15 protein-coding genes and 1 tRNA gene are annotated in these 12788 nt (G+C 65.5%); 10 read left to right on the forward strand and 6 right to left on the reverse strand.

The genetic code is table 11. The features are described from left to right. Positions 1–2: 2 nt before the first annotated feature. On the reverse strand, positions 3–806 hold the full coding sequence (locus tag LOZ83_RS06850) for an MBL fold metallo-hydrolase (protein WP_236789324.1): 804 nt from the start codon (positions 804–806) through the stop codon (positions 3–5). Further along, positions 806–1741 carry a fumarylacetoacetate hydrolase family protein gene (locus LOZ83_RS06855; protein ID WP_236789325.1) on the reverse strand — a complete coding sequence of 312 codons (936 nt, stop codon included), beginning with the start codon at positions 1739–1741 and terminating at the stop codon, positions 806–808. Before LOZ83_RS06855 ends, LOZ83_RS06850 begins: the two co-directional genes overlap by 1 nt. Positions 1742–1804: 63 nt before the next feature. Here LOZ83_RS06855 and LOZ83_RS06860 point away from each other — a divergent pair, with 63 nt between their 5' ends. The 8 genes from LOZ83_RS06860 (at position 1805) to LOZ83_RS06895 (ending at position 9113) form a co-directional block, all read left to right on the forward strand. Then, positions 1805–2473 (forward strand): FadR/GntR family transcriptional regulator, encoded by a 669-nt coding sequence (locus LOZ83_RS06860; protein WP_236789326.1) that lies wholly within the window; start codon positions 1805–1807, stop codon positions 2471–2473. Positions 2474–2784: 311 nt separating this feature from the next. After that, positions 2785–3249 carry a MarR family winged helix-turn-helix transcriptional regulator gene (locus LOZ83_RS06870; protein ID WP_236789327.1) on the forward strand — a complete coding sequence of 155 codons (465 nt, stop codon included), beginning with the start codon at positions 2785–2787 and terminating at the stop codon, positions 3247–3249. Continuing rightward, positions 3246–4061, forward strand: a complete 816-nt coding sequence (locus tag LOZ83_RS06875) for an NAD(P)-dependent oxidoreductase (RefSeq protein WP_236789328.1) — start codon at positions 3246–3248, stop codon at positions 4059–4061. Before LOZ83_RS06870 ends, LOZ83_RS06875 begins: the two co-directional genes overlap by 4 nt. A 55-nt stretch (positions 4062–4116) precedes the next feature. Next, the gene (locus tag LOZ83_RS06880; protein WP_374202638.1) at positions 4117–5598 is read left to right on the forward strand and encodes a benzaldehyde dehydrogenase; all 1482 of its coding nucleotides are present in this window, start codon (positions 4117–4119) and stop codon (positions 5596–5598) included. 71 nt (positions 5599–5669) lie between these two features. After that, the gene (locus LOZ83_RS40355; RefSeq protein ID WP_236789330.1) at positions 5670–6860 is read left to right on the forward strand and encodes a Xaa-Pro peptidase family protein; all 1191 of its coding nucleotides are present in this window, start codon (positions 5670–5672) and stop codon (positions 6858–6860) included. A 67-nt stretch (positions 6861–6927) separates the two neighbouring features. Continuing rightward, entirely contained in the window at positions 6928–7587 is a 660-nt protein-coding gene (locus tag LOZ83_RS40720) for a nucleotidyltransferase family protein (protein WP_374202628.1), read from the forward strand. Positions 7588–7829: 242 nt separating this feature from the next. After that, on the forward strand, positions 7830–8201 hold the full coding sequence (locus tag LOZ83_RS06890) for a hypothetical protein (protein ID WP_236789331.1): 372 nt from the start codon (positions 7830–7832) through the stop codon (positions 8199–8201). A 648-nt stretch (positions 8202–8849) separates the two neighbouring features. Next, complete coding sequence (locus LOZ83_RS06895; RefSeq protein ID WP_236789332.1) at positions 8850–9113, forward strand: hypothetical protein; 264 nt, start codon at positions 8850–8852, stop codon at positions 9111–9113. A gap of 282 nt (positions 9114–9395) precedes the next feature. Here the strand turns inward: LOZ83_RS06895 and LOZ83_RS06900 are convergent, their stop codons facing one another. Beyond that, positions 9396–9722 (reverse strand): DUF6247 family protein, encoded by a 327-nt coding sequence (locus LOZ83_RS06900; protein WP_236789333.1) that lies wholly within the window; start codon positions 9720–9722, stop codon positions 9396–9398. Positions 9723–9913: 191 nt separating this feature from the next. Continuing rightward, positions 9914–10375 (reverse strand): hypothetical protein, encoded by a 462-nt coding sequence (locus tag LOZ83_RS06905; RefSeq protein ID WP_236789334.1) that lies wholly within the window; start codon positions 10373–10375, stop codon positions 9914–9916. On the opposite strand from LOZ83_RS06905, the gene LOZ83_RS06910 reads away from it, so the two are divergent. Both LOZ83_RS06910 and LOZ83_RS06915 read left to right on the forward strand, forming a co-directional pair. Next, a complete protein-coding gene (locus LOZ83_RS06910; RefSeq protein ID WP_374202639.1) occupies positions 10281–10745 on the forward strand; it encodes a hypothetical protein in 465 nt (154 codons plus the stop codon). The genes LOZ83_RS06905 and LOZ83_RS06910 overlap by 95 nt on opposite strands. Beyond that, on the forward strand, positions 10627–11241 hold the full coding sequence (locus LOZ83_RS06915) for a site-specific integrase (protein WP_236789336.1): 615 nt from the start codon (positions 10627–10629) through the stop codon (positions 11239–11241). Before LOZ83_RS06910 ends, LOZ83_RS06915 begins: the two co-directional genes overlap by 119 nt. A gap of 55 nt (positions 11242–11296) precedes the next feature. Here LOZ83_RS06915 and LOZ83_RS06920 read toward each other — a convergent pair. Together LOZ83_RS06920 and LOZ83_RS06925 are read right to left on the reverse strand one after the other, a co-directional pair. Further along, positions 11297–11370 (reverse strand) — tRNA-Leu (locus LOZ83_RS06920). 31 nt (positions 11371–11401) lie between these two features. Then, the gene (locus LOZ83_RS06925; RefSeq protein ID WP_236789337.1) at positions 11402–12727 is read right to left on the reverse strand and encodes an NAD(P)/FAD-dependent oxidoreductase; all 1326 of its coding nucleotides are present in this window, start codon (positions 12725–12727) and stop codon (positions 11402–11404) included. Positions 12728–12788: the final 61 nt, after the last annotated feature.

A 12788-nucleotide genomic window follows, 5' to 3' on the forward strand; every position in this document is an offset into this window, starting at 1 on the left:
CGTCAGCCGATCCAGCGGCGCATTTGGCCGGCCAGAACGCGCCCGAATCGCAGTTCGGGGAAATGCGCGCCCACGCCGTACGTGTTGTCACCCTCGAGCTCCCGGAAGAGCCGCTCACGAACCCGGGCGGCGAGGTCCGGGTCGACATCACCGATCGACCGCCAGGTCGGCTCGTCCAGCTGGACCGGGCAGACGATCGCGTCCCCGAGAATGAGCACCCGATGCGCCCCTGAGGACACGATGACCGAGAGGTGGCCGGGGGTGTGTCCTGGCGTCATGATGATGTCGACTCCCGGCGCGACCGTCGTGTCGTCGGCGATCAGACGCAGCCGGGACCCGTCCACGTTCTGCAACCCGTGGCGAATGTGGTCGAACATCCAGACATTCGGATCCTGCACGAAATGCTGCCAGTCGGGAGCGCCGATCCAGATCTCGGCATTGGGGAAGACGGCCGCGGCGGTGGCGTCGAAGAGCCAGCCGCAATGGTCCGCGTGGAGGTGAGTGCAGATCACCGCGTCGATTTCTTCGACGCCCACCCCCGCGGCACGGAGACCGACGAGAAGTTGCCCGCCGACAAGCAGCCTCCGGTCACCGTCGTCGCGCATTTCGGGGCCCATTCCCGCGTCGATCAGAATTACCCGTGATCCGGTCCGGACGAGGAAACAGCCGATGGGCAGCCAGGCCTTTCCGTACCGGGTGAACAGGTCTTCGTGGCCGTGGGCCGTGACGTGGTCGCCGAAATAGCCCGGCCCGGCACGGAAGGTGCCGTCGGCGATCGGGTGAATGTCGATCTCACCAATACGCATCAGCGGATCCTGTTCCGAATAGAGCCGAGCCGGGTGATACCGCATTCCACGACATCGCCCAGTTTCAGGAAGCGGGGCGGTTCGAATCCGATGCCGACACCGGCGGGCGTCCCGGTGGCGATGATGTCGCCGGGCAGGAGTGTGATGCCCGCGGAGATGGTCGCGATGAGCTGCGGCACAGAGAAGATCAGGTCGGCCACAAGCGCGTCCTGCCGTGGCTCGCCGTTGACGCTGCTGGTGACGCGGAGCGTGCTGAGGTCGCCGGCCTCGTCCGCGGTGACGGCCCACGGTCCCATCGGGCCGTGGGTGTCGAGGGACTTGCCCAGCAGCCATTGTTTGTGGTCACGCTGGAGGTCTCGGGCGGTCACGTCGTTGATGATCGTGTAGCCCCACACGTGGGCCATCGCCTCGGCCTCCGTGATCGCGCGGCCGCCACGCCCGATGATGACCGCAAGCTCTGCCTCATAGTCGAGCTCCGAAGTGACCTCAGGGTGGGATTCGATGTCGTCGAAGGGGCCGGTCACCGTCGTCGTCGCTTTGGAGAACACGATGGGCTTGTCCGGCAGTTCCTCGCTGCGACTGGGAGTGTCATAACCGGAGCGGCCGAACTCCGCCACGTGCTCCCGATAGTTCTTGCCCACGGCGAAGATGTTTCGTCGCGGTCGCGGGATTGGTGCCAGCAGGCGATATTCGTCGATGACCGGCAGGTCGTTCGCCTGTGTCAGCTTCTCGGCCACACCATCCCAGTTCTCGATCAGTTCGAGCAGCGACTGCTCCCCGACGAGCGCGTGCGCGGTGCGTTCGTCGTCACCGATGACAGCGACCGTTTGGCCGTCACCGGTTTGCACGGTTGCCAGTTTCACGAGCTTCCTTCCTACCAATTCAAACCAATACGTGCTTTGGACTCGATTGATTTCACCAGTATGTAGGGGCAATGCAGGGCACGCAAGGCGCCCTGCCTGCTACAATTGGTTCAGATTGGTGAGAGAAGGTTGGATATGTCAGGGATACCGGTCGTCGACCGGCTGCGGTCGGTTCTCGAACGCGGGCAGGAGTCGGGAGAACTGCGAGCGGGATCACGCCTGCCGACGGAGCGAGCCTTCGCCGAGTCCTTGTCGGTTCCGCGCAGCGCCGTCCGGCAAGCCCTCGGCGTGCTGGAGCGCGAGGGCCTGATCAGCCGCCATGTCGGGCGAGGCACGTTCCTGACCACGGATGGCGGTCACGTCGACGCGCAGGAACTCATGACGAGCCCGGCCGAGATCATGGACACCCGTCTCATGATCGAACCCGAGATCGCCATTCATGCCGCTCGCAACGCCACACCGTCCGACCTGGCCGAGATCGAGCGGTGCATGCGCCGCGGGAACGCGTGCGAGCCGTATCTGGAGTTCGAAGCCTGGGATTCGGCGTTCCACCGGGCGATCGCCGCGTCGGTGCACAATGGTCTGCTCCTGCGCATGTTCGACACGATGAACGCCGCCCGGGACCTCCCGGTCTGGGGCAACAGCAAGCTGCGCTCAGCGACGAAGGACCGCCGGGTGGCCTACGAGCAGGAGCATGCCGCCATCTTGACGGCCTTGGCCGATCGCGACCCCGGTTCCGCACAGGTCGCCATGCGCGAACACCTCAACAGCGTGAAGTCCAACCTCTTGAATCCGCCGCGCTAGACCGCGCCCCGACACGACTGTCAGTGCCGGCGAAGGCGCCCATCGCACGTGGCCAGGTTGACGCCTTCGCCGCTGGACGCGGTGAGGTGGGCGGCGTCGCCGAGCAGAGTCACCCCTCGGCGTCCAGCCCCACCGGCGCCCAGCTCTGACACCCAGCCGTCGAACTCCCACGCGATCCGCCCGATACCTGGCCGGCAGCGACACGGACCGTACCCTGCCAACTGACCACTGTGGACGGTCGAATGTCTCCCCGATCTACATGCGCACCCCGGCATTTGACACTTTGTTAGGCACCTAGCTATATTCGTTAGGTGGCTAACGAACAGGCGGATCCCGAGCACCAGTCCGCGGGTGCGTGGGCGAAGAAGTACCACTTGGCGACCCGCGTCGTGATGGAGACCGTCCTTCGCCCGTTCGATCTCGGGCCCACCCAGTGGTACGTCATGTACCAGCTCATGACCGTGGGGCCGACCTCGCAACGTGACCTCGTGCGCATGCTCCAGGTCGAGCGCGCGACGCTGACGGGTGTCGTGGCCGCCCTGGTCCGCAAGGGTCTGGTCGAGCAGAAGCCTGATGCCACCGATCAGCGCCAGAAGGTGTTGACCGCCACCCCTGCCGGCGCCGCGCTCTGGCGTGAGTTGCCCGATCCGATCGCGCTGATCCTCCAGACAGCGTTCGACGGCGTCCCGCAAACCGACATCGACACGACCGCCCGCGTACTGCGCGAGGCGACCGGCAGGCTCACCAAGCGCTTTCCGAAGGGAAACGAATCATGACCATCCTCATCACCGGCGGAACCGGCCTCGTCGGAACCCGCCTGCTCCGCCGTCTCGTCGACGCGGGCATCGAGTGCCGCGCCCTCGTCCGCGCGGGCAAAGAACTCCCGGCGGGTGTGACGCCCGTCGCGGGTGATCTGCTCGACCCGGCGACGTTGCCCAAGGCTGTCGAAGGCGTCTCCGCGGTCATCCACCTCGCCGCGGTCCTGCGCACTCCCGACCCCGCGCTGATCGAGCAGGTGAACGTCGGCGGCACGAAGAACCTCATCGACGCCATGCTGAGCCACGCTCCCGAAGCACGCGTCATCATGGCCAGCACCAACCTCGTCTACGACGCCGACCTGTCGCGGCCGGCCCGTGAAGAGGACCCGGCCAACGCGCAGCAGCCGTACCCGGCGACCAAGATCGTCGCGGAACGCCTCGTGCGCGAAAGCGGTCTGGCGTGGAGCGTCCTGCGATTCGCCTTCGTCTACGGCGACGCCGACGGCCACCTGCAGTCCGCGCCGCAGCTGCTGGGTTCCTGGGACTGGCACCCCGCGGCGACGATGAGCCTCATCCACCACCGCGACATCGCAACCGCGATGCTGCTCGCACTGACCGGCGTGATGGACGGCCGCGTCGTCAACCTCTCCGACGACGCCCCCACATCGGTCTACGAGATCGCCCGCATCGTCGGCGCCGAGTACAAGGAATCCGGAGAGCCGTTGGAGAACCCGTGGCGGGGACACGTCGACGGAACTCTCGCGCGGGAACTCGGCTTCCGGCCGGTCGTCCGCAGTGTCCACCAGGCCGCCGCCGAAGGCGTGCTGTGACGACATGGAATTGCCTCGCGAAGCTTCGGCGGGTGGCGGCATGAGCACGACCGATGTGCGGTTCCTCGATCCAGTTCGATGGTCGGAGCGGATCTGGGTGGATGGTCAGTGGCGGCCCGGAGCCGGCGGCCACCACGCCATTGTGTCCCCCTCGACCGGCGAACAACTCGGAAAGATCGGTTTCGCGTCACCGGCGGATGTCGACGCGGCGGCCGAGAGCGCCATGATCGCTCAGCGAGAGTGGGCGGCACGAAGCTACGAGGATCGTGCCGCGGTGCTCCGGCGGGCGGGCGACATCTGGAACGCCCAATCCGCCGAGATCGTCGAGTGGCTCCAGCGCGAATCCGGCTCTGCTACGGCGAAAGCCGAGCACGAGGTCGCCACGGCGGCACAGGAATGCTACGAGGCCGCCGCGCTGGCCGCGGTGCCCTACGGCGAGGTTCTGCGAAGTACCGAACCACGTCTCAGCTTCAGTCGCCGGGTTCCCGTCGGCCTCGTCGCGGTCATCGCGCCGTTCAACGCACCGATCGTCCTGTCGATCCGCGCGGTCGCTCCCGCTCTCGCGCTCGGCAACGCCGTTCTGCTCAAGCCGGACAGCCGGACCTCCGTCAGCGGCGGGGTCACACTGGCCGCGGTGTTCGAGGAAGCCGGTCTGCCCAAAGGACTCCTTCAGCTGTTGCCCGGCCGCGGCGTGGACGTGGGCGAGCGGCTCATCACAACGCCGCACACTCGCGTGGTCGCGTTCACCGGCTCGACGGGTGTGGGCCGCCGGGTGGGCGAACTGGCGGCGCACCATCTCAAGCGCGCTCACCTCGAACTGGGCGGCAACAACGCGCTGATCGTCCTTGACGACGCCGACCTCGCCCATGCCCCGGGCGTCGGCGCGATGGGTTCCTTCATCCACCAGGGCCAGATCTGCATGGTTACCGGCAGGCAGCTCGTCCACGAGTCGATCGCGGACGAGTACGCGACCAGGTTGGCCGAACGGGCGCAGGCGCTCGTCGTGGGTGATCCGGCCGGGTCACAGCCGGTCCAGCTCGGTCCCATCATCGACCAGAAACAGTTGCACAGCATCGATTCCATCGTGCGCGACACCGTCGCGGCCGGAGCCCAATTGAAGGCGGGCGGCACGTTCGACGGTCTGTTCTACCGGCCGACCGTGCTCGACCACGTCACGCCGGAGCATCGCGCGTTTCGCGAGGAGATCTTCGGTCCGGTGGCTCCGATCACCCGATTCGCGACCCTCGACGAAGCGGTCGAACTGGCCTGCGACACGGAGTACGGCCTGTCGCTCGGAATCCTCACCGGCAACGTCATGCGCGGGCTGGCGCTGGCCGATCGGATCCCGTCCGGCAATGTCCACATCAACGACCAAACCGTCAACGACGAGGTCCCGGTTCCGTTCGGCGGTGTCGGTGCTTCCGGCACGGGTTCTCGTCATGGCGGCCATCAGGCCAATCTGGAAGCGTTCACGGAACTGCAATGGGTGACGGCGCGCGGCGAGCTTCCGCGCTATCCAGAAATGGAGCACGTGTGACTCACCTGTCTTCGACGACCGGTGCACCAGTGCAGGGCCTGTCTCTGCATGAGAGGGATCGGCGGTGGACCGTGACGCGTGAGTTCATGCGCGAACGCGGCCTCGATCTCTTGCTGGTCGGCGGATTTCGCAGTCGTGACCACTACGAGCACTACCTGAGCAACGACTACATCGAAGGGGCGGTGGTCTTCCCTATTGCCGAAAACCCGGTGGCCGTGACCTGGGCGGGCACCCGCATTCATCGCGCGGAGGACAGTTTCGCCCGGGGCATGGTCCCCTGGATCACCGATTACCGCATCGGCTCGGACGGCGGCGCCGTCGCCGGCCTGATCAAAGATCTGAGCCAGGGCGGGAAAATCGGCGTCGTTGGGCTCGACACCCAGACCGCAGGCGAGTTCAGTGGATTCATTCCCGCCCGCTTCTGGCTGGATCTGACCGCCGGCTTGTCAGGTCGCGAGATCGCCGATGTTTCCTGGGACTTCAACGAAATGATGCTGCCCAAGAGTGCGGAGGAACTGACCCTGCTGCGCTGGGCGGGCAGTGCCGCCGAGGCGGCCGGCCAGGTCATGCTGGACGTCGTCGCCCCCGGTGTGCCGGAAACCGAGATCTATGCCGAGATTCTCGCCACGCTGTTCCGGCGCGGGTGTGGCGTGCGCTATCCGACTCTCATCCTGAACTCGGGCTATCCGAGCTTGTCGTGGGGGCCGCCGCGGTGGACCACGACGGCCGAACCGCCGCGCCGGATCGCCGCCCGGGACCTCGTGATGGCGGAGATCTTTCCGACCTACGGCAATGCCGAAGTCCAGGTGCAGATGTCGATCGCCGTGGGCAAGCCGGATCCGGTCGTCGCGCAGTGTGCGGCCGTGGCGCGAGCCTCCTACGAGGCGGGCCTGTCCGTGCTGCGGGCCGGCATCACGTTCGGCGAGCTCGTGCGGGCGATGGAACAGCCCTTGCTGGAAAACGGTTGCTGGGCTCTGACGCCGCTGGTCCACAGTCTCAACCCGCAGGCGTTCCTCGGCTTCACGCGCGTGAGGCAGCAGGACGCGGCCACGCTGACGTCACTTCCCGGTCCTCCGCCGCGGAACCTGTCACGGCTTCAAGCTGCGGATTTGGTGCTGCCGGCGGGTACCACGCTGGCCTTCGAACCGAACGCCTGCATCGAACGCACCCGGGTCGTCGTCGGTGGCACCATCATCGTCACCGACGACGGCTACGAGGAGGTCAACAGTCTCTCCTGCCGGATGCACGTGATGGATGTCTAGACCCGGCGATACGGATTAGGCTCCGGCTGTTTCACCACTGAACGTCGAACACTGGAGATTGGCCGTTATGACCGAGCGCGCGGCGGAAGCTGCGGCACTGATCGAATCTGTCGTTGCCTGGGCCCGTGAACAGCCCGGAACATACGGATTAGTGCTTGTCGGTTCGTACGCGCGCAATGCGGCACGCCCCGACTCCGATGTCGATTTCGTGTTGCTGTCCACCACCCCGGACTTCATGCCGCCGGCTGACTTCGGCCCTCCGATTCGGCGACAGCGTTGGGGTGACGTGTGGGAATACCGATTCCGCACAAGAAGAGGATTGGAGTTCGAGATCAACGTTACCGATCCGGGCTGGCCCGGCGCGCCGGAAGCGACCCGGGCACCCGGCGCGTCGTCACTGACGGGGCACGCGTGTTGTTCGACCCGAGCGGGGAGGTCGCCGAACTCCTGGCCGCATCAGCGAGCCCCGGAACAACCCACTGACCAGCGCAAACGTGCCCCCGACGGGACTCGAACCCGCACTGGGTCGATTCCCAGGCGGTGTTGCGCGACGTTTCCCGACGCTTCCCGATACGTGGCGCTAGCTGCTCAGATAGCGAAAGCAAACATGCGAAGGTGTCTGTCGTTTGCCGTCGCGCGACAGCCAATGTGGGGCGTAAGTGGGGCGGCGATCAAGCGAGACGAGCGGATGCCTCACTTGGGCCGTAGTCGTCACACCGGCGACTGAGCGCCCGGACGTGTCCCCTAACAGGAAGCAACTCGGTCAAAGCGTCTCACACCCCTCCCGCTCATACGAGCCGGGCGTAAAGAGTTATCCGATCCCGGCGGTCGATGACCTTGTGGTTTCTCTAGTGTGATCTCGTGACAAGCACTGAGCGTGGAGACGACTCAGCTTCATCGATACCTGAGCCGGCCGCGAGCGGCAGGCGGTCTCGACCGAGCTCCATCAAGGCGGCTTTCATCCTGTGGATGGTCGCCGCGGTCTTGCAGCTTCTTGACGTCGTATTGGGTCTTGTCGCGGGCATTCAGACCACGGGAAGTGCGATCTTGCTCGCACTCCTTACGGCCTTGTTGATCGCTCTGGCACTGAAGATGCGCAGCGGCGAGAGGTGGGCCCGCACGGTGCTCACCGTGTTAGCAGTGCTCGCACTTCTTGGAGCGGTCGCTGAAACCGCCAAGTTCGGCGTGCACGCCTGGCTCACCACTTCGCCGCCGGGCGGGCTGGCCGTTGGTCTGCTGCTGTTGAACAACCTGCAATTCATCCTGTGGGTTGTCGCGCCAATTCCGATGTTCACTGCGAATGCAGCTCGCTACTTCGGGGCGGTCCGACGTGCAAGGTAGGAGAACCGGCCTTATCGTGCAGGCTTCGAGTTTGTCGCTCGCCTCACCCGGTTGCCTTGCCCGAACGTGGTGCGCAGCGACGAAACCAGCAGCAGCTCATGGCTCAGGGAGTGTTCCACGCCGGACAACTCCGACACCCGCTTTATGGCGGGACGTCTGCTGTCGTTGCTGGTCGGCTGCCGGTACCGCACGTGAGCTGGCCTGATCGCGAACGCAAATGGTGGCCGTTCGTCCTTGGATTCGGTCGTTTGCTGTTGATTAGCGAGGGTAAAGCGTGGGAGATGAGTCCTGCCCAGCTCGCCTGATGCCTAGCCCCGAGCAAGGTCACGGCGCGCACTTCTATGTGTTCCCCTGGGAGCACATAGACAACGACCAGTTCGGGAGCGCACTGCCAGCAGCAGAAATACGACCAAGGCGACTGGTGGTGACCCCAAGGCAACGAAGCGGGCCGCGATCACGGGCAGCCCAGCCTTGGGGGGCGGGGCGCCGGCGGGTACGGGCGGCGGCGTGAACCGCAGCCGCGAGTCCATGTGGTGCCACCTGGTCACTTCCAGGTAGATCACGCGCCAGCTTCCTGCCCAGAGCGCCAGCGCAATGGAGAACAGGCACCACAGAAATCGGGTGGAACGTCGAGACGAGCATAGAGTCATGTCGTTCATCGTGGCCGCCTCGCCTTCCTGGGTGTTACAGGCCCGGTTCCCGACCGAGACGGACACGGACACGGGAAACATCGGGGCCTACGTCAAGGTGCGACGCAGCGACTTGACCACCGATCCTTCTGATCCAGCTTCCATGATCATCGGTATTCGCCGTCGCCTGCCGAACCCCTTCGTGACCTTCAAGAACCCTGAGACGACGCTTCATACGCCATGCCATCGTTCTCGGTCGCTTGCGGTTGATTTTTGGCGATAAGTTGGCGATCACGGTGGTTTTCATCCGAACCACGTCACGTTGACCACGTCGACTCTGTCCTGGTCTTCGAGCACGAGGTAGGTGATGAAACCGCGGGCGTCGGCGAAGTCAAGGTTCCGCATCCAGCCATCCGGATCCGATCGCCTGTACGGCCGACCATTCCACGGAGTCAGCCCAAGGACACTCAGCGCCTCGGCGATCAGGGGCAACGCTTCGACGGGAAGGGCACGAATCTGGGCACGGACCTGCGAGTCCGTCACGATGCGATAGGCCACCGGCCGGTCAGACGCCCAACTCGGTCCGGAACTGCTGCCAGTCCATCGCGCCTTCGGGCAGCTCCCCGGTCCTCATCGTCCGCTTAGCCTGCTCCAGCATCCGACGGTGCCCGGCGGGGTCCGCCTGCGTCATCTGTGCGATGCGCCGCCAGTTCGCCAACGTCGCCTGTAGGTCCTCCAGGCTCAACGTCTCCGACGCCTGCCGAAGGGCCTGCTGGTAGTCCGCGTCGAACTCCCCAGCCTCTTCAGGCAGCAACGCAGCCCGAATCTCCCGAGGCGAGTCGAAACGGGCCCCGCCCGGGGTCGGGCCGTGGTTCGCAGCGGCGGCAGTCATGCGTCCACGATAGCCCCTGACGCGCGTCGGACGCGCAACCCGAGCCTGCGCCCCGTTGACCTTATTCGGGTCTTCGCTGACCAGCAGGGGAGCGTCGGTACAGCCCCTGGCCTGCGGCTTGAGTACCTGTCAGTCAGCGTCGTTTGTCGTGCTTCGCCGCCGCCATATTGCACGAATGTGGTATGCGGGGGTCACTCCTCTGGTAACGCCTCTACGGCCGGATCACTGGTCTGCCACCAGATAGGCGGCCACCCTGCCGTAGGCGGCGCATACCCAACATGGTTCACGATCTTCCAACCGTCATCCGTTCGCCTCACAAGGACGGTCATTGCGTTCGGCAGAGCAGTCGCGCTCATCACAAAATAAGCGCCTCTACTTCCCATCGGCACCAGGATGACTAAATCGATATCACGCGCAAGACGGCGGCGGCGTCCAGCGAATCCATATTCGTCGGTTTTAATGGCTCCCCAAGCAGCGATAAACTGCGCCGTTTCCGTGGCGACAAAGTCGTTCCATGTTGGATGAGTTTGACGTTTGTTAAGCATACTCTGAGCCAAAATCTCAAGCGTTTCGACATCGTCGCCAAAGCTCTGGCTTGCCTGGCAGGAGCGGCGCGTCGAGTCCGGTGAGCGGGCACCCGGGACGGTCGACAACTACCGGAGCATGATCGACAACCACGTGCTCGAAGCGTTCGGAGAGCTTCGGCTGTCCGAGGTAACGGTGCCTCGACTAGACAAGTTCTTTCCGACTCTGCAGGCCAGGAGCAGTGCGGCGCATGCTCGGGACCGCGCGAGCAGTGGTCGGTGGGATTCTGCGATACGCCGCGCGGCACGGCGCGATCACCACGAACCCGATTCGGGATATCGAGCCGATCGCGGGCGGGACGAAGAAGAAAACTCGCGCGTTGACGCCCGAGGAACGGCGGGAGTGGTTGTCCCAGCTCGAACTCGATCCGAAGGCAGTCGCGAAGGATCTGCCCGACCTGACGCGGTTCATGCTCGCAACGGGAGTCCGGATCGGTGAAGCTCTGGCCCTCTGCTGGGAGGACGTCGACCTCGACAACGGGCGGGCCTCGATTAGGTACACCGTCGTCCGGGTGCGCGGAGCGGGTCTTCAGCGGAAGGAACCGAAGACCGAATCCGGGGTGCGAGACCTGCCGCTGCCATCGTGGGCGGTCGAGGTGCTGAAGCGGCGCCATAGCATCGCTACGGCAGAGAATCGGCCGGGCGCGAGTCCGGTGTTCCCGGACACGTTCGGCGGACTGCGGGATCCATCCAACACCCGGCGGGCGCTGCGGGAGGCTCGGGGCAACGACGGGTTCGCCTGGGTCACCTCGCACGTGTTCCGGAAAACTGCGGGCACGGTGATGGATGAGGCCAAGCTCAGCGCTCGCCAGATCGCCGATCAGCTCGGGCACGCAAAAGCCGTCAATGACGCAGGACGGCTATATGGGTCGCGGTACGGTGTCAACAGAGAACGCCGCCGCTCTCGAAGACATGTTGTGAGGGTTCAGGCGTAAATGGGGCGGATGATCTTGCACGCGCCCCACCTCGACCCACTGATCAGCGTAAACGTGCCCCCGACGGGGATCGAACCCGCACTGGGTCGATTTTAAGTCGACTGCCTCTGCCGATTGGGCTACGGGGGCACCGCTGAGCATAATGCGGTGCCTCGCGCCGTCAGGACTTGGACGCCCTCGCGAACTCTTCCTTCGGGTTGTTGATCTGCCCGAGCGACACGACCTCGCGCCGGAAAAGGCCGCCGAGCAACCAGTCCAGCAGGATCCGGGTCTTCCGGTTGAACGTCGGCATCGACTTGAGGTGGTAGGCGCGGTGGAACACCCACGCCGGGAAGCCCTTGATCTTCAGGTTCAGCGCGTCCGCCACACCCTTGTGCAGGCCCAGACCCGCGACCGCGCCGAGGTTCTTGTGGAAGTAGTCCTTCGGCTGCCCGCCCCGCAGCACGCGGATGATGTTCTCCGACAGCACCTTCGCCTGGCGCACCGCGTGCTGGGCGTTCGGCGGCGTGGTCGCCGTCGGGTCCTGCTCGGTGCGCGAAAGGTCCGGCACGGCCGCGTTGTCACCGGCGGTCCACACATCCGGATGCCCGACGACCTGCAGTGCGGCGGTCGCCTCGACACGGCCGCGCTTGTCGATCGGCAGATCGGAGGTGGCCAGCACCGGGTTGGCCTTCACACCGGCCGTCCAGATGATCGTGTCGCTGTCGAACTCGGTGCCGTCGGACAGCACGACATGCCCGTTCTCGAACGACTTCGCCGCCGTCGACAGGAACACCTCGATGCCGCGCTTCTCCAACTGCTCGACCGTCCACACACCGAGGGTCTCGCGCACCTCGGGCAGGATCCGGCCGGCCGCCTCGACCAGCACCCAGCGCAGGTCGGACGGGTCGATGTTCTCGTAGTACCGGGTCGCGAACCGGGACATGTCCTCGAGTTCGGCGAGCGCCTCGATACCCGCGAACCCGCCGCCGACCACGGTGAACGTCAGCAGCCGCTTGCGCAGCTCCGGGTCCAGGGTGCTGGACGCCTGGTCGAGCTTCGTCATCACGTGGTTGCGCAGGTAGATGGCCTCACCGATGGTCTTGATGCCGATCCCCTGCTCGGCCAGCCCCGGAATCGGCAGCAGCCGCGCGACGGCGCCGAGCGCGACCACGAGCACGTCGTAGTTCAGCTGCTCGATATGCCCGTCCGCGGCCTCGACCGTGACGGCCTTGCGCTCGTGCTCGATCTTGGTGACGCGCGCCGTGAGCACGTGGCACCGCTTGAGGACCCGCCGCAGCGGCACGACCACGTGCCGCGGCTCGATGGCGCCGGCCGCCGCCTCCGGGAGGAAGGGCTGGTACGTCATGTGCGGCTGGGGGTCCACGATGGTGACGGACGCTTCGTTCGCGCGAAGCTTCTTCTGCAGCCCCAACGCGGTATAGAGCCCGACGTAACCACCGCCCAGGATCAAGATCCGGGTCGGTTCCGACTTCACTGCGGCCATACCACTATCTTTCCACCACCCCAAGCCCTGCGCTTGCATACCCCAGCCTGCTGTGACGCGG

Origin of the sequence: Amycolatopsis sp. GM8 (genome assembly GCF_021653975.1) — a bacterium.
Classification (GTDB): Bacteria; Actinomycetota; Actinomycetes; order Mycobacteriales; family Pseudonocardiaceae; genus Amycolatopsis_E.